12 protein-coding genes are annotated in these 17,163 nt (G+C 65.5%); 3 read left to right on the forward strand and 9 right to left on the reverse strand.

The features are described 5' to 3' along the window. Positions 1–51 precede the first annotated feature (51 nt). The 9 genes from ACOGI4_RS05775 to ACOGI4_RS05815 form a co-directional block, all read right to left on the reverse strand. On the reverse strand, positions 52–981 hold the full coding sequence (locus ACOGI4_RS05775) for a TIGR03621 family F420-dependent LLM class oxidoreductase (protein WP_419842971.1): 930 nt from the start codon (positions 979–981) through the stop codon (positions 52–54). Positions 982–1,035: 54 nt separating this feature from the next. After that, positions 1,036–2,289, reverse strand: a complete 1,254-nt coding sequence (locus tag ACOGI4_RS05780; protein ID WP_419842972.1) for a TRAP transporter substrate-binding protein — start codon at positions 2,287–2,289, stop codon at positions 1,036–1,038. Positions 2,290–2,514: 225 nt separating this feature from the next. Then, on the reverse strand, positions 2,515–4,083 hold the full coding sequence (locus ACOGI4_RS05785) for a TRAP transporter large permease (RefSeq protein ID WP_419842973.1): 1,569 nt from the start codon (positions 4,081–4,083) through the stop codon (positions 2,515–2,517). A 7-nt stretch (positions 4,084–4,090) separates the two neighbouring features. After that, positions 4,091–4,942 carry a TRAP transporter small permease subunit gene (locus tag ACOGI4_RS05790; protein ID WP_419842974.1) on the reverse strand — a complete coding sequence of 284 codons (852 nt, stop codon included), beginning with the start codon at positions 4,940–4,942 and terminating at the stop codon, positions 4,091–4,093. Between the two features lie 38 nt (positions 4,943–4,980). Then, the gene (locus ACOGI4_RS05795) at positions 4,981–5,808 is read right to left on the reverse strand and encodes a response regulator (RefSeq protein WP_419842975.1); all 828 of its coding nucleotides are present in this window, start codon (positions 5,806–5,808) and stop codon (positions 4,981–4,983) included. A 133-nt stretch (positions 5,809–5,941) separates the two neighbouring features. Then, complete coding sequence (locus ACOGI4_RS05800) at positions 5,942–7,543, reverse strand: RCC1 domain-containing protein (protein WP_419842976.1); 1,602 nt, start codon at positions 7,541–7,543, stop codon at positions 5,942–5,944. Between the two features lie 359 nt (positions 7,544–7,902). Beyond that, entirely contained in the window at positions 7,903–8,493 is a 591-nt protein-coding gene (locus ACOGI4_RS05805) for a GIY-YIG nuclease family protein (protein ID WP_419842977.1), read from the reverse strand. A 243-nt stretch (positions 8,494–8,736) separates the two neighbouring features. Continuing rightward, complete coding sequence (locus ACOGI4_RS05810; protein WP_419842978.1) at positions 8,737–10,023, reverse strand: HNH endonuclease signature motif containing protein; 1,287 nt, start codon at positions 10,021–10,023, stop codon at positions 8,737–8,739. Then, a complete protein-coding gene (locus ACOGI4_RS05815; RefSeq protein ID WP_419842979.1) occupies positions 10,014–10,289 on the reverse strand; it encodes a hypothetical protein in 276 nt (91 codons plus the stop codon). Before ACOGI4_RS05815 ends, ACOGI4_RS05810 begins: the two co-directional genes overlap by 10 nt. A gap of 225 nt (positions 10,290–10,514) precedes the next feature. On the opposite strand from ACOGI4_RS05815, the gene ACOGI4_RS05820 reads away from it, so the two are divergent. The 3 genes from ACOGI4_RS05820 to ACOGI4_RS05830 all read left to right on the forward strand — a co-directional run bounded on the left by ACOGI4_RS05820 (position 10,515) and on the right by ACOGI4_RS05830 (position 17,153). After that, entirely contained in the window at positions 10,515–11,891 is a 1,377-nt protein-coding gene (locus ACOGI4_RS05820; RefSeq protein WP_419842980.1) for a hypothetical protein, read from the forward strand. Between the two features lie 103 nt (positions 11,892–11,994). Further along, entirely contained in the window at positions 11,995–13,746 is a 1,752-nt protein-coding gene (locus ACOGI4_RS05825; protein WP_419842981.1) for an Eco57I restriction-modification methylase domain-containing protein, read from the forward strand. Between the two features lie 5 nt (positions 13,747–13,751). Continuing rightward, positions 13,752–17,153, forward strand: a complete 3,402-nt coding sequence (locus ACOGI4_RS05830; RefSeq protein ID WP_419842982.1) for an SNF2-related protein — start codon at positions 13,752–13,754, stop codon at positions 17,151–17,153. Positions 17,154–17,163: the final 10 nt, after the last annotated feature.

Genomic DNA, 17,163 nt, shown 5'->3' on the forward strand with positions numbered 1-17,163 from the left:
GGTGTGACAGAGTCCTCTGGGGCACCGAGTAGGAAGCTGCGGCCGCGCTGCTCAGGTGCCGGCGAGCCGAGAGACCACCGGCGCCATCGCCTCGACTTCAGGGTCGTGGATGACGATGTAGCTCGCGCCGTAGGTCTCGCGGTGGTGGTGCAGCTGCTCGCAGATGCCCTCGACCGTGCCGGCCAGCACCAACGGCACCTCCCGAGCCTCCTCCACGGTCAGGCCGAAGCCCGGAGCGAACTGGGCGAAGACGCTGTCGGGATCCTCGGTGACGAGCGCCATGAACGTATTGAGCTGGATCTCGATGTCGGCGAGTCGGTCGCCCGCGGCGTCGGCGATCCACTGCCGCCGCAGCGCGAACTCCGCTGCCACAGAGCTGCGTGCAGCGTCCGCGCCCACGGTGCCCGACCGAAGATTCGGGTTCAGGCTGATGATGTCGGCACGACGGGCCGCCTCGGTCAGCACCCGCCGGCCGCCGCCGCCGATGATGACCGGCGGCCCGCCTGGCCTGCAGGGCAGCGGGCGCCCAACCATGCCGGCGATCCGGTAGTGCTCGCCGTGGTACTGGAACGGCTCGCCGCTCCACAGGCCCTGGATGACCTCCAAGGCTTCGATCATGCGGTCGATGCGCACCCCAGGCCGGTCGAGCGGGATGCCGGCCTGCTGGTAGTCTTCGGTCAGCCAGCCGGCACCGATGCCGAACTCGGTGCGTCCCTCAGCTATCAGGTCGAGGGTGGCGAAGTCCTTCGCCAGCACGGCCGGATGCCGGTAGTCGGCTGCATACACCAACGTGCCGACCCGCAGCGTGGTGGTGTTCTCGGCGGCAATTGCCGGATGCACGATGGCAGACCAGCTGTCCCAGAAGTGATCGTGGCAGAACAGCGACGAGTAGCCCAAGTCCTCGACCTTGCGCGCCGTCTCGCGCAAGGCTTGCGGACTCTCCGGCTTGCCGTACTGGACGCCGAATCTGAACGGATGCACAGCAGCGCAGCCGACGAGCGTGGCGGTGTCGTCGTTGTCGCGCTGCTGTGACCGCTACATCTGTGTCTGTTGAGTCAGGTACGACCGCTCGGCCAAGCCGTGCCACTCTGAGATGCCGTCACGGAACTCACGCCACGGACCCAAGATGGCGGCGAACAGAGGGTCACCTGCGGCCACCTCGTCGAGGACGTTCTCGGTCTCTTCCTTGAACGCGGCCATCATGTCGTCCGGGAACTGCCGGATGCTGGCGAACTGCTTGATGCGCTGCAGGTCGGCCTGGTTGCGTACGTCGTAGTCTGCGATGGTGTTGATGTTCGTCGCAGCAGCGGCGATCTCGATCGCCGCTTGGTACTCCGAAGGCAGGTCGTTCCACAGCGACAGCGGGAACTGGACTTCCACGGCCGTTCCGGGCTCCCACCAGCCAGGGTGGTAGTAGTACAGGGGGCCGTCGAACTGGTCCAAGCCCAAGATGAGGTCGTCGGTCGGGCCGACGAACTCGGCCCCGTCGATTGCTCCTTGCTGGATCGCCGGGAGAATCTCCCCGCCAGGCAAGGTGACCTGCTCGCCGCCGAGCTTCTCCAGCACGCGGCCCGCCAGACCTGGGATGCGCATCTTCAGGCCCTGCAGGTCATTGACGGAGTTGAGTTCCTTGGTGAACCAGCCGCCCATCTGGCAACCGGTGCCCCCGGCTGGGAAGGCGATGATGCCGTGCTCTTCGGCATAGAACTCGTTGAGCGTCTCCAAGCCGCCGCCTTGGTAGAGCCAAGCGTTCTGCTGACGCTGTGTCAGACCGAAGGGGACCGCGGTGCCGAACTGCTGCACCGGGCTGAGGCCCACGTAGTAGTAGGACGCCGTATGGCCCGACTGCACGCCGAGATCGCGAACGGTGGGCAGCACTTCGAGCCCTCCCACGATCTCGCCGGCCGGACGGGGGTTGATCTTGAACTTGCCGCCGGTGAGCAGGCTCACCTGCTCCGCAAAGTGCTGAGCCGAGCCGAACAGCGTCACCAATGCCGCAGGCCAGCTGGTCGCCATCTCCCACTCGATCTCGGGTCCGCCTTGGGTCAAGGCCACTGAGGTGGTGGGAGCGTCGGTGCCGGCGGGACCTTCCGAGGACGTGGTCGCGGCAGCGCCGTTGTCGTCCGCGTCGGAGCTGCACGCATTCAGCAACGTCGTCGCAGCGGCGAAACCGGCAACGCCGAGACCTGCCTTGAGAAACGACCTTCGGTTGATGCCGTTGCCCGAGGCGTCCCCGTCCGGGTTGGCGTCAACCTCGGTCGCCGAACCAGCGCCGTTGTCTATGGTCATCTGCGGTTACCTCTCCTCCGAAGCGCCTACTGCGCATGCTTGACTCCGGCACGCTACCACATCGGCTGTCGCACTTTGGCCATTGCACATCGGCAACCCCGTGCGAGCCGAGGCCACAGCACCGCTTGCCTGACCGGCGGCTAGACCCTGACCGGCAGCTCGACCGGCACTGTGCTGAACAAGCTTGCTGACAGCAGTCAGTTGCACAGGCTCAGCTGCACCGGCTCAACTGAACAGACTCAGCGAGGTGTAGGTGATGCCGGGGAACGCTCCGAGAACGACGAGCGCGACGGACTGCAGTGCCATGAACGGGAGTGCGCCCTTGTGGATGTCCGCGGTGCGCACCGTGGGCGGCGCCACGCTTTGGAGGTAGAAGAGCGAGAAGCCCACCGGCGGCGAGATGAAGGCCATGTTCAAGTTGACGGCCATGAGCACTGCGAACCAGACCTTCTCGTCGGGAGTGAAGCCGAGTACCTCCATCGCCGGCACGAAGATCGGCACCACGATGAAGGTGATCTCCAGGAACTCCAAGTTGATGCCCAGCAGGAACACGGCCACCATGGCGATGATGACGAAGCCCCACTTGCCGCCGCCGATCGCGGTCAGCCAAGCCGAGGTCTGATCGGAGCCGCCGAGCTGAAAGAACATCGCGCTGAAGAAGGTGGAGCTGAACAGCAGCGTCATCACCAGCACCACCACGCTGGCAGTCGACTTCCCCGCCTGCACCACTGCTGACCGGTTGAGCCGCCACTGCGGCGTGATGTGCGCCGCGCCTTCGCGCAACAGCAGGCGGTCGAACAGCCAGTTCAAGCCGGTGAGCGCCAGCGCCCCGAACACCCCCACAGCGCCCGATTCCGAGGGTGTGGCGATGCCTTGGAAGATCGACACCAGCACGCCCAGGATCAGCACCACGATCGGCACGATGGCGATGAGCACTTCGCAGGCCAGCATCTTGGTGACCGACATGATCGCCAAGCTCGCGGCGAACACCAGCACCGCGGCGACGACCGCAGTCCGCAGGCTTGCCAGCAGCATGACGCAGCCGACCATGAATCCCAGCAGCGTTGCGATCAGCGCTTTGGTCTGCATCGAGGGGTTGCCGTCCAGCTTGCGCTCGGCGACCGGCATGGCCGGACCCAGCGCCGGCTTCCACCACGACACGATCAGCACATAGGCCACGTAGAGTCCGCTCAGCAGCAGACCGGGCAGCAGCGCTCCGGCGAACAGGCCCAAGATGCCCACTCCCATCTGCTGCGCCAGCAGAATCAGCACGATGCTCGGCGGCAAGAGCTGGGCGAGGGTGCCCGACGCCACGATGGCGCCGGTGGACAGCTTGTTGTCGTAGCCGAGGCGCACCATCGCCGGCAGCGAGAGCAGCCCCATCACGATGACGGTTGCGGCCACCACGCCGGTGGCGGCCGCCAGCAGCGTGCCTACCAGCACTACTGCCGCAGCGACGCCACCGCGCAGAGCGCCCATGAGCATGCCGACGGCATTGAGCAGCCGCTCTGCCATGCCGGACCGCTCCAGGATGGCGCCCATCAGCACGAACAGCGGCACCGCCAGCAGCACTGGGTCGCTGATGGCGCCGAACCAGCGTGCGGGCAAGGTGTTGAGCGTGGCTGCGTTGAACGAGCCGGTGAGATCGCCGATGAACGCGAATGCCAAGGCCGTCGCCGCGAAGGAGAAGGCCACGTTGTAGCCGGTGAGGATCATGGCCATGAACACGATGAACATCGTCAGGGCCAAGAAGACGCCCGTGTCCATGCCGAAGATCGCCAGCAGATGACTCACAGCGCGGCTACTCGACGCGCAGGGGTGAGTCGAGTTCCACGATGTTGCCCCGCTTGTTGTCGCCGATTATCACGAATCCTGTCTTGATCAGCTCGGCGATGATCTGCAGGCCGAACAGCACGAACGCCACCAGGATCATCACCTTGATCGGGCCCACGGGCAAGCCGCCGGCATCGACGGCTTGCTCCCAGCTCTCCCAGACGCGCCAGCCGCTCGGCCATTCGCCGTTGTGCCTTCGACCCAGCGAGGTGGCGGCGTAGCTCTTGAGGATGCGGACGGCCATGACGATGAACGGCAGCAGCAACCCAGCATGGATGACGAAGTCCAGCCAGGCCTTGCGCTTGTCGCTGAAGTTCGCCCACCAGAAGTCGATGCGCGGATTCACACCGTCGCGCACGCCGAAGTTGACGGCGAGCAGGAACATCAACCCGAACGACTGCCAAGCCAAGCTGGCCGTCTCGCCGAAGAGGATGTCGGCTTCCACCAGGTCGTTGCTGTAGCGGGTGATGACGTTGAACAGCTGCAGCAAGAAGACGACCCAAGCCAGGATCCACGCAATGGTCCTGCTGACGGTAGCGATGGACTCGAGGCTCCTGCGCACCCGGTCGAGCCCGTCGTGCCAGAAGCCCATCGCGAGCGCGCCCGCGAGCACCAGCCAGTTCCACCAGGCCAGATTGCCGATCCAGTACTCGGTGGTGGCCAGCAGTCTGACGACGACGGCGATCACGATCACCGATCCCGCCAGCCATCCGATGGGGTGAAGCCGCGCCCACCAGGACGTCTCCATTGCCACCTTGATCGTCGTTTGAGGGATCTCGCTATCCGGCACCCGGGGGGCGGTGGCCGCGGTGTCGCTCACGTGGCTCCCTCTCCCCGTGCTGCCCGCCGACGACCCGGCTACCCGGCCACTTCGGCCAGCAGGTCGTCGATGACGTGGGCCATCTGGCTGTAGTCAGGCGGCTTCGTCACGAACGCGTCGGCACCGAGGTCGTAGGCGCGGGAGCGGTCGTCGGCAGTCTCGTCGGTTGTCAGCGCTACCATCATCACCTCGTCGAACTCGTCGTCGCTGCGGACTTCGGCGAGCAGGTCGAACCCGCTGACCACCGGCAGCTTGAGGTCGAACAGGACGAGGTCGACCTCCGACGGCCCCACCGAGCGCATGAACGACAGCGCACTTGCACCGTCGTGGGCCACGCGAAGCTGGTTGCGCGTGCCCGCCTCGGCCAGCGCTAATGCGATCACGTCGATGTCGTGCTGATTCTCCTCGGCGAGCAGCACGTGAACCGTGTCATCGGGAGCGTGGAGCACCGGCGGCTCGAAGGTGCCTCGACGTTCGACGGTCTGCGTCTCTGCGGAGATGTGCTCGACGGGCACGCCGAACCGCCGCTGAAGCCTGTGCGGCAAGTCGAGATGCAGCCACCTGCTGGCGCCGGCCGGAAGCGTGCTCAAGATAATGAGGTCCGGACGCAGCCGGTCGATCGCCAAGTTGACCGCCACGATCGGGTGCGCGGGGCCGATCTCGCCGGTGACGCGGGCACCGATGTCGTCAAGTGCCTCGAATCCTTGGCTGAGACGGCGGCGTGCGCCGGCGAGCGCTCGTGCGGGGTCAGGGCCGTTGGCACCCGCGGCGGGCACCACGATGTGGAATCGGGTCTCGGGATCCGCCGCCAAGATGTGCTCGACCCGCTCGTGCAGGTGGCTGCCGATGAGCGTCTGATTGGCCACGATCAACACATGTCGCACCGGCGTGCCTCTTGCTGTCTTGCCCTGCGGCGATGCCTCGACGGGGCGGGGCACCGCCGCGAGGCGGATTGCGGTGATGCCAAGCGCCGTGATGCCGGCGACCGGCGCTTCGAGGTCAGGGCGCGTTGGTCTGTCCGTGTGCGTTGTCGCCCCAGCACGTCACGCCGCGGTCGGACTTGATGGCGCAGGTGTGGTTGGCGCCGGCTGCGATGGCCGTGAAGGTACCGCTGACGTCTTCCAGCTCGGTGTGGTTGCCCCAGCAGCTGATGGTGCCGTTGGTTGCTATGGCGCAGGTGTGGTTGGCGCCGGCTGCGATGGCGGTGAAGGTGCCGCTGGGTGCGTTGGCTTGTTTGTGCTGGTTGTTGCCCCAGCAGCTGATGGTGCCGTTGGTTGCTATGGCGCAGGTGTGGTTGGCGCCGGCTGCGATGGCGGTGAAGGTGCCGCTGGGTGCGTTGGCTTGTTTGTGCTGGTTGTTGCCCCAGCAGCTGATGGTGCCGTTGGTTGCTATGGCGCAGGTGTGGTTGGCGCCGGCTGCGATGGCGGTGAAGGTACCGCTGACGTCTTCCAGCTCGGTGTGGTTGCCCCAGCAGCTGATGGTGCCGTTGGTTGCTATGGCGCAGGTGTGGTTGGCGCCGGCTGCGATGGCGGTGTAGGTGCCGCTGAGGCCTCGCAGTGTGGTCCCGTTGCCCCAGCAGGCAATGGTGCCGTTGGTCCTGATGGCGCACGTATGGCCGTCGCCCGCTGCGATGGAGGCGTAGGTGCCGTCCGGCGCGTCGTTCTGCTGGTGCTGGTTGTCGCCCCAGCACGTCACGCCGCGGTCGGTCCGTATGGCGCAGGTGTGGTTGGCACCCGCGGCGATGGCCGTGTAGCCGCTGGCGTGCGCTGCAATCAACTGCGCAGTTGCCCACCGGTCTTTGCCGTCGAAACGGATCACGTCACGCCCGGCGGTCTTTGCGGCCGGGACTGCGTCGACGCCGCCGACCACGTAGCCGCCCGCGGCGGCAGCGTCGAGCCGCTTTCGTTGTTCGGCAGCCATCTCGCCACCGCGCGCACCCGCGAGGATCACGCAGTCGCTGCGGATGAGGCCGGCCAAGGTGACAGCGCTGTACAGATCTGACTGTGCATCTGCATCGGAACCGACCACGATCGGCGTATCGCCGTCGCAGTCTGATCCGAACCAGCCCTCGCCGCCCGCGATGTACGCACCGGCCGCTCCCGCTGCGGCTGCCTTCGACCCCGCTGCGTCCGGCGCCGGCGGTGCTGCCGCTGCGCCGGTGACGTCACGGCCCGCAATAGCGGCGCCCACCAGCAGTGCCGTGTGCCAGCGGTCTTTGCCGGCAAGGCGCACCAGGTTGCGTCCGCTGATCTTTGCGGCCGGGACTGCTTCGACGCCGCCGACTACGTAGCCGCCCGTCTCGGACGCGTCGAGCCGCTTTCGCTGTTCGGCGGCCATGTCGCTGTCGCGCGCCCCCGCCAGCACTACACAGTCGCTGTCGATGCCCGCCGCCAGCGTCACAGCGCTGTAGAGATCGGACTGCGCCGTTGCGTCGGAGCCGACCACCACCGGCGCATTGCCCTTGCAGTCGGACTCGAACCAAGTCTCGCCGCCGGTGATGTAGGCATCCGCCGATTCCGCGGCGGATGCTGATGGCACGAAGCCCACCACAGCCGCCAGCGCCGCTGCCGCTGTGGCGGCTGCGACCCGGCGGATCAACACAGGCCGAACTCTTGTACGATTCATTTCGAACACACCCCTCGTTTCGGCCGACGGCCGCCAGCAGGACTTGCAGTACCTGAACAATCGTTGAACTCTAGCCAATCCCGCAGGTGTGCATGTGCAACTGACGCAAGTGCGGGTGTTGTCTGTCGTGTTGCTTGCGTGTGTTCAAGCGTCGACTGCTGGTGCTGATGTCGGCGGCGTGGGCATGGATGTTGGGGGCATCGATGTGGGGCGTGGGTGTCGGGCGTTGGGATGGTGGGCGGCGGAGGCCTTGCTCAGGCTCCGCCTGGAAGCGGCGCAGGCGCGAGCCGTGCTGCTGTCGTGGCTGCCAGTTCTGTGGCTGCCGGTTGAGGCCGCTAGCGGATCACGCCCTTCACATTCAGCGGACGGTCGAGTTCGGCGATGAGTCTGCTTTCGAGTTCGTACGCCTCGCCCTCGGTCAGGTCCGTGGCAACGATGACGTGTTCATATCGGACTCCTCGCGCTACGAGTGCGCTGATGCTGGCTGAGCCACCCCTCAGGCGTTTGTCGCCGGAGATGTGCTCGGCTTCGCGAGCCCACGCCGATCGCTGCGTGATGCCGACGTACTGCTGGCCGTTCTCGAAGTCGAAGCGATAGACGGTCCACCGTCTGCCGGGCGGCTGCGGCGTGTCGCTGACTCGTTCAAGCGACCGGTACTCGATCTCCAGCCGCAGCATCTCCTCGGCCAAGCGCTCCAGCTCGCGTGGGTCGGTGCCTGCCTTGCGAGCGCGGCGGTAGCGGTCGCGTGCTCTCTTGTACAGCGGCCAGCGCCGTGCTGCTTCAGCGCACGCCTCGCAGAGCGCTTCGTCCCGCGATTGGTGGCGCTGGAATGCTGCCCAGGTGCCGCACGGCCGCAGCGAGCGCCCGCCGACATTCACCCGCGTGCGCTCACCGCGGTCCGCCAACGAGTATCCCTGCTCGGCCATTGCCTGACGTTATGCGTGCTCCTTGCGGTGAGGCGACGCTTGGGGTCGACACTGCGGACGCGGCGGAGCGGCAGCACGCCGTGGAGAGACAGCATCGCAAGAGCCAGCGGCCGGACGCCCGTGGCCGGTAGTGGTCTGCTGAAGGTCGGCTCGCGAGTCGAGCCCAGAGACGAATGCTTGGACGAATGCGTGCTCGGCCGGGGCTCGGCCTTGGCTTGACCATCCGGGCGGGCACCGGGGCGTTCATTGGGGCGGCGCTCGCTCGGCAGTGTTGCGGCCGACCCCGGCGTCGCCTGCGGGCGCATCTGCGCGTCCGGCAGGCGCCGTATGTCTGGCAGGTGCTGTGCCTGCGGAGCCGGTTTGTTGGGGCTGGTAGTGGCGTGAGTCGGCGGGCGGGGCGCTGGAGGTCTTGGATGCGGGTGGCTGAAGCTTGTAGCGACCGGTGGCGAGGTCGCGTTCGACGGTGAAGCCGTCCCGGTGAATCTTGTGGTGGTGGCAGTGGTGGCATACCGACACGAGGTTGTCGAGGTCGGTGGCGCCGCCGTGCTGCCATTCGACGATGTGATGAGCGCGGCAGCGCTCCGGTGGGGCGCCGCAGCCGATGCAGCCTCGGTCGCGCACCGCCAGCGCCCACCGCTGCAAGGCCGTCGCCGCCCGCTGGCGTCGGCCCATTCGCAGGTCTCCGGTGGCGGAGTCAAAGACGGCGGGCAACACACCCGCGTCCACCGCAACTTTCGCGATCTCACCGATTGGTACCGGGGTGCCGTCGGCGAGGCGCGAATTCGCGAGTCGTTGGTTGACTGCGTCGAAGTCGGCCACGAGCACTAGCGAAGTGCCGACGGTCCGTTGCGCATCTGGTTCGGTGAGCAGCTTGGCGATCGCATCCGCGGTGCGCTGCGTAGTCGAAGACCGAGAGCCAGGGTTCTCTTCGCGAAAGATCTGCCGTTGGGCGGCGTCGACGGCTGCTCGGATCCGGGCGCCGGTGATCGGGTCGAACTGGCCGTTGACGACGGTCATGCCGTTGACACGACTGGTGAACACCCGAGCGCAGCGCTGACGCCGCTGGCGTTCGAGCAGCGAAGCGCCGTCGTCGCCCGAACGATCTGCGACATGAGATGCGAGCGTGCGACGGAACTCGTCATATCCCTCGCGCTGTGCGCGTTCGGCCAGGAACTCGTCGTCGACAGCGGCCTCGCTCGCTGCCCGTGCGATCAGCTCGGCGTGCCCTGCTGGAAGGGACCCCGATGCCAACGCGCGGCGGGTCTCGTCCAGTCCGCCCAGCGCCACGGCGGCCTTCACGTTGCTTCGCGCGGCGCGTCCGGGCACCGACAGGTCGTTCACCGCAGCGTGCTCCGCTTGGGCCGTTCCGCTGCGGCGAGCGATCTCGCGTAGAGCATCTGCCTCCATCGCCGTGAGCCGAGACTTGGCACGCCCGAGCTCGACCAAGCGTGACCGCAGTTCGTGGTCACCCAGCAAGGAGACGTCGGCCGGAGCGACATGCACACCGTCGGCGTCCCCCGCTACACGCACGCTGTCGTCCCTGCTGCGCGCACGCTGTCGAGGCGCACGCTGTCGACCGTCGCGGCGTCCGCAGCGTCACGGACTTCACGACGTTGGCTTGCGCGCGTCGCGCCCGCAAGCGCGCCGCAGCCACCCTCGCCTGCATCTGGGGCTCGCCGGATCCCAGCGGGGCCCGCGGGCACGCCGTGACCGTCTGCTGCGTTCAGCGCGCCGAGACCGTCGCTGCTTGGCAGTGCGTTCGTCGGGGTCGGGGTCGCCGGGTCGGTGCGTTCCATGGTGTCCAAGGTACGCAGGGGGTGTGACACGAAGATTTGAGCTTCGCCGTTGGCCGAACGATCTGTGCCCAAGCCGGGCGACACGCTGCGGCAGCCCTGCCACGGGGCCTGTCACACCCGCTTGGCACAGTCGGCGGAAGTGAGCAGCGAGCGGCCAGCGCCGCGTAAGTTCGCTGCGGCAGAGGCAGGGCAGCGAGGGAGGCGCCAGTCAATGAGAGCGCAGCGATGAGGGAGCAGCAACTGGCCGAGCTGTTGCGGCGGGAAGTCGTGCGGCAGGAGCACTTCGAGGAGCTGTTTCGCCGCATGGGCTGGGATCATCCCGGGTCGAACGAGCCGGTGCCGGTGGAAGACAGCGCGCTGCGCCCGAGGGCCGTGGCCGACAAGCGGGGCGTGACTGCGTGGTTGGCGCAGTGTCCGGCGGGGGTGCCGGAGCGTCAGGAACAGCGCCGCGTGGTGCAGCGCCTCAAGAAGCTCAGCCGTGACCAGCTCGTCGTGTTCGCCTCGCCTGACGAGCACCTGTGGCTCTGGCCGGAGCAGCGGCCCAGCGGCGTCGGGCACCGGCTGGTGGACTACCGGCACCGCGCCGGGGCACCGACACAAGCGCTGCTGCAGCGGCTGAGCCAAGCCAGCTTCCGACTCGACGAGGAACGCACGCTCACCGCCACGTCCGTGCTGGCGCGCATCCGACGGTCGTTCAATGCGGACAAGATCACCAAATCGTTCTACGGCGAGTTTCGGAAGCATCACAGCGATTTCGTCGACAGCGTCGAGGGCATACCGGACGACGACAACCGTCGCTGGTACGTGTCGGTGCTGCTGAACCGCCTCATGTTCATCTACTTCATCCAGCAGAAGCAGTTCCTGGATGGGGATCAGCACTATCTGCGAACCAAGCTCAAGCAGGTTCGGGCACGCTTCGGCGCGGACCAGTTCTACGCGTACTACCGCGAATTTCTGCTGCCGCTGTTTCGCGACGGTCTCGGCAGTGCCGGCACAGACTACGCCGGTGGCACAGCAGCGGATCTCATCGGAGAGGTGCCGTATGTCAACGGCAGCATCTTCGAGCGTCATCGTCTGGAGAAGATGCACCAGATCGACATCCGTGACGACGTGTTCGAGCGGCTGTTCGATTTCTTCGACAGCTGGCGCTGGCATTTGGATGAGCGGCCGACAGGTGCCGACGACGGCAAAGACAACGAGATCAACCCCGACATTCTCGGGTATATCTTCGAGCAGTACATCAACTACACTGAAGCGGGCCAGAAGAAGAACGGTGCGTACTACACCAAACCTGATGTGACCGGCTACATGGCATCAGTCACGATATTGCCGGCGCTGGCCGACCGATTCGCCGAGGTGGGATTGGACGACCCGTCGATCCTGCTGGCCACGTCTGGCGATGCCTACATCCACGACAGCATCCTGCACGGTGTGGATAACGAAATGACGCGGGGGGGGGGGGGGGGGTCGCAGCGAAGACACGCCTCCAGAGGGGCTGGCGCTGCCCGGCGAGCGGTGGTGCGATGTCGTCCACCGACGCGGGCGCTGCGCGCAGCTACGCGCGCTGCTCTCGGACCCGGGTCGCGTCTGGGACATCAATGATGCCGTCACCGAGAACCTAGACCTTCGGGGGCTGCTGGCAGACTACCTCAGTCTGCTCTCGACACCCGACGAATGCGATGCCGCCTTCGAGGTGCTTCGCTCGTTGACGGTCTGCGACCCGACCGTGGGCTCGGGTGCATTCTTGTTCGCAGCGCTCGAAGTGCTTGAGCCGCTGTACTTGGCGGTCCTCGAACGTGCCGAGGAGCTGCACCGGAAGCACGAGGGGAGCGAATCGGCACATTGCCTCGCGCAAGCCCAGCAGCATCACAGCAGGAACTACTGGGTCCTCAAGACGCTGTGCCTGAACAATCTGTACGGGCTGGACATCATGGACGAGGCGGTCGAGATCGCCAAGCTGCGGCTCTTCCTGAAGCTCGCGGCGAAGATTGAGGATCGAGCCAGCCTCGAACCGTTGCCCGATCTCGACTTCAACATCCGCGTGGGCAACCTGCTCATCGGCATCGCAGACAAGGCCGACGCGGAGACTCGTCTGAACTCGGGACAGCTTGACTTCGGCGGCATATTCGAGGAGCTTGCGACACTGACGAACCGTGCTACGATTGCTTGGCGGCAGTTTGCACAGGCCCAATCACAAGACACCGGCACGCTCGATCACACTAGCCACAAGCAACGTCTGAGGGCAGAACTTGATGCGGCACAACAACGTGCCGATGAGCTGCTGTACGCACTCCGGGCCGCTACGCCAGCGCTCAGCTTCGAGGACTGGAAGCTACAGCATAAGCCCTTTCATTGGTTCACGAGCTTTCCTAACATCTGGCAGCGTGGCGGCTTCGATGTGATCATCGGGAACCCGCCCTACATGAGCAAGTCCAGAGTGCCGCGCTATGCACGGGAACTGACCGGCTACTCCACGGAGAGTTGTCCTGATCTGTATGCGCCGTGTGTTGAACGCGCCTCCAAACTGCTTCGCCGGAGCGGACGAATCTCGATGATCGTCATGCACTCATTATGTTTCAGCAAGCGATTTCTCGGGCTACGAGAACACCTGACATCACAGTTGTCGACTGTCTGGGTGTCGTCATACGCCCGAGCGCCTAGCGAACTGTTCAGCGGTTCCGCGGCCGTTCGCAATTCGATCGTAGTTGGCGCAGGTGATTCGAGTCGAGCGCTCTATTCCTCGCAATGCAGGCGTTGGACTTCAGATTTTCGGCCTTCACTCTTCGATTGTATAGAATACACGCGGCCACATAAGCACTTGCTCCGATTAGGTAGTAATGCAATGTGGCCTTTTGTGGACTCACCAGTCCTCGTCAGTGCGTTCGCCAAGATGTTAGAATATAATCTGCCGCTTGCAAGTTCGGCGACAAGTTGTCCAGATCCTTCATTCGTTTACAAGAAGGTTGCGCTGTATCAGCTCGGGATCTCAATAGACCCGCCTCCGATGGGCGCGGCACCGGCCACGCAAAGTCCAGGTAGCTGCCATTTTGCTCATCAGGACGAACGAGATGTTGCAATGCTCGCGCTTGCTGGTCGTTGGGGCTATCTTTGGTGGCGGATATTCTCGGACGAGTTTCACGTCACACGGGGCACGCTCTTGGCGTTCCCGTGTGACGTGAAACGCATTTGCGGTAGATCGACAGTGGGCGACCGTGCCCCGTGTGACGTTAAACTCGAGAGTCTACTCGGTATGGCAACGCAATACAATGAAGAGCTGCTGCAGCATCTTCGTTGGACGCTCTACAGAAGGATTTGGGTTGGCCGCTACGACACGCGCGCTTGCCAGCACATCACCGACGAGGCTGATCTGATTCTCGCCCAACTCTGGGGTGTCGAGGACGCGTACGAGGTTGCCGGCAATGTTCGGGACCGTTCCATCTTCGGCAGCAAGGAGTAGGGGCAATGCCGAAAATTGTCGACAACATCGAGGTCCGCGCAGAGGACGAGCTGCTTGACTCGCTCGCGTCCTCGTACCAGCTGGACGCAGCCATCGGCTACTTCAACCTGCGCGGCTGGGGGCTGTTGGCGGCAGCGGTCGATGCGTTGCCCGAACGCGACGGCCAACCGAAGGCTCGACTGCTCGTGGGAATGCACGAGTCCCCCGTGGAAGAGATGCGTCGTCTGGCTCGCCGCAGCCCGATACCGCCCGTGGACAACGCCACCGCGGCGCGGATGGAGCAGGATGCGAATGAGGACTACCGGCTGCAGCTGCAGGTGGGCGCCCCGACGGCCGAGGACGAACGGGCCTTGCGCAAGCTGCTGCACCAGATCGAGTCCGGCACCGTTCACGTGAAGCTGCACTTGGCCCATCGGCTGCACGCCAAGCTGTATCTCTGCCACCGCGAGGACACCGCGGCTCCGCGTGTTGCCTACGTCGGCTCGTCGAACCTGACGACGGCGGGCTTGCGCGAACAGGGTGAGCTGAATGTGGACGTCGTCGAAGGCGACGCCACGCAGAAGCTCGCAAGATGGTTTGAGGATCGCTGGAATGATCCCTTCAGCGTCGACGCGGTGCCAGAACTCATCGAAGTGCTGAAGGAATCGTGGGTCTCAGAGCAGCCGCTCGATCCGTACTTGGTCTACCTGAAGATGGCGTACCACCTCTCACGAGAAGCACGCGAAGGGTTGGTCGAGTACGGCCTGCCGGCATCGATGCGCAACCAACTGCTGGAATTCCAGGCAGCAGCGGTCAAGATCGCGGCGCGGATCGTGATGCAGAAAGGCGGTGCCATGATTGCCGACGTGGTGGGCCTCGGCAAGACCATCGCTGCAACGGCCGTTGCACGGCTCCTGCAAGAAGAGCAGGGCTTCGAGACGTTGGTCATCTGCCCCAAGAACCTGACCGATATGTGGGAGTCGTATCTGCACCGTTACGAGGTGCGTGGCAAGGTCGAGTCGCTGTCGATGGTACACAAGGTCTTGCCCGAGATACGAAGACATCGGTTGGTGATCGTGGACGAAGCACACAACCTGAGAAGCGACAAGCGCCGTGACTACCGAGCCGTCAAAGACTACATTAGCGACAACGATTCTCGAGTGTTGCTGCTGAGCGCCACGCCCTACAACAAGCAGCTCGGCGATCTCGCCGCTCAGCTGGCCCTGTTCCTTCGACCTGACGCCGACTTAGGCGTGCGACCCGAGCGTGCTATCGAAGACGTCGGCGAGGTTGACTTCACCTACCAGTGCGACGGCAAGACCTCCTCGCTCGCCGCCTTCAAGCAGTCAGAGTGTTTGGAGGACTGGCAGGGGCTCATGTCGCAGTACATGGTGCGCCGTACGCGCCGCTTCGTGGAAGACCACTACGCACGTACCGACGAGCACGGCCGCCGCTACCTGACATTCGGCTCGGGTGAGCCGTTCTACTTCCCCGAGCGGAAACCCGCACCGGTGGACTGGATGCTCACTGAAGACGATCCTTCGTATGAGATGACATCGGACGACACGCTCGACACCATCCGCGACCTGCGGCTGCCGCGCTACCAGCTCGGCTACTACATCGATGAGACCTTCGCGCCGGCCGACGATGCCGAACGCAAGCTCGTGGAGGACTTGCAGAACTCGTACCGGGGCAACCTGTCGGGCTTCACGCGGATCACGATGTTCAAGCGGCTCTCGTCGTCGGGTCCGGCTTTCGTGGCGACGCTGCGACGTCACCGGCTGCGCAATCTGCTGACGCTCCACGCGCTGGAGAACGGCTTGGAGGTGCCCATCGGTTCGGTGGACAACTCGCTCTGGGCGGCCGAAACGGATCAAGACCCCGAGGACGCCGACGAGGCTGACGGAGGCGACGGAGCGGTGCTCTTCGAGGCGGCCTCCGACTCGGCCGCAGACGCCTACGAGCGGCTGAGCATCAAGCGCCCGGGCACGATTCGCTGGGCGCCGTCGCACATGTTCGGCGCCGACCTCGCCGACGACCTGCGTGCGGACGCTGACGCCATCGGTGGCTTGCTGGATCGCTTCGGAGACTGGCAGGCCGAACGTGACGGCAAGATCGCCGCGCTGATGGACGTGTTGACCAAACAGCATCCCGCCGCCAAGGTGCTCGTCTTCACCGAAGCTGCCGACACTGCCCGGTATGTGGCCAACGAGCTGGAGCACAGGGGCATCAGCGATGTCGGCCTCGTCACGGGCGATACCGAGAGCCCCATGGCGGTAGCACAGCGATTTTCGCCGATGTCGAATGAGATGCACGGCGAGAAGGACGCGATTGCCGACGAACTGCGTGTGCTGGTATCGACAGACGTGTTGTCAGAGGGGCAGAACCTCCAAGACGCTCACGTGGTGGTGAACTACGACCTGCCGTGGGCGATCGTGAAGCTGGTGCAGCGCGCCGGTCGTGTGGACCGCATCGGCCAGCGATCCGAGCAGGTGCATGTGGTGTCGCTGATGCCGGACGCGTCGGTGGAGGCCGAGATCGAGCTGCGCAGCCGCGTGCTGCGCCGTCTGGGCGAGAACGCGCAACTCCTCGGCTCGGACGAGGCGTTCTTCGGAGACCCCTCTGAGCTTCAGGCGATTGCCGGCGTGTTCGACGAATCGTCGCACGCCGGCAGCGGCGACGAGGACGGCCCAGACGATGTGGACCCGGTCTCGATGGCGTACGAGATCTGGCGTCACGCGCTCGAAGCCGACGACGTCACCGCAGCGCGGGTCGCGGCGCTGCCGAACGTGGTCTACGCGACCAAGCGGCGGACTGCAGCCGACGGCACCGGCGGTGGCGACGGGCCGCAAGACGCGCTGCCCAACATCGGCGGCAGACCGCAAGACGCCGGGTCCGGAGTTGTCGTCCACACGCAGACGCACACCGGCGCCGACGCGTTCGCGTTCGTGGATGCAGACGGGACCGGGCGGCGCATCACCCCTCAGGAAGCACTGCGACTGGCCGAGGCGGCGCCCCACACGCCGTCGGCGCCCCGGCTCGACGGCCACCACGAGCTGGTTGCCCATGCGGTAGCGAGCACGCTGCGCACGCCGACCGGCCACGCCAGCGGCGCACTGCAAGGCGTGCGCGGCAAGGTGTGGAAACGCTTCCACAACGGCGGGGCGAACAGCTTCGCGGGCACGATCTGGGCGACTCAAGCCGGCGTGGAGTCTGCGCTGGACACGCTCAATGCGCGCCCGCTGACCGAGTCAGCCACCCAGCTGCTCGCCCGTGCCTTGCGGGAGCGCAACGACGAGGATCTCGCAGCGCTCCTCGTGGACCTGCACGACAGCGAGCGGCTGTGTGTTCCCGCCATCCCGCACGGCGCCGACCCGGAGCCCGCGATCGTCTGCAGCATGGGCCTCCGCGTCGACAGCGACCAGTAGCTGGGCGTCG

Origin of the sequence: Candidatus Poriferisodalis sp. (assembly GCF_965205175.1) — a bacterium.
Taxonomy (GTDB): domain Bacteria; phylum Actinomycetota; class Acidimicrobiia; order Acidimicrobiales; family Poriferisodalaceae; genus Poriferisodalis.

Excerpts from the sequence above, each read along its gene's own strand:
- ACOGI4_RS05780 (WP_419842972.1), bottom strand. The coding sequence starts at position 2,289 with ATGACCATAGACAACGGCGCTGGTTCGGCGACCGAGGTTGACGCCAAC.
- ACOGI4_RS05830 (WP_419842982.1), top strand. The coding sequence starts at position 13,752 with ATGCCGAAAATTGTCGACAACATCGAGGTCCGCGCAGAGGACGAGCTG.
- ACOGI4_RS05820 (WP_419842980.1), top strand. The coding sequence starts at position 10,515 with ATGAGGGAGCAGCAACTGGCCGAGCTGTTGCGGCGGGAAGTCGTGCGG.
- ACOGI4_RS05815 (WP_419842979.1), bottom strand. The coding sequence starts at position 10,289 with ATGGAACGCACCGACCCGGCGACCCCGACCCCGACGAACGCACTGCCA.
- ACOGI4_RS05805 (WP_419842977.1), bottom strand. The coding sequence starts at position 8,493 with ATGGCCGAGCAGGGATACTCGTTGGCGGACCGCGGTGAGCGCACGCGG.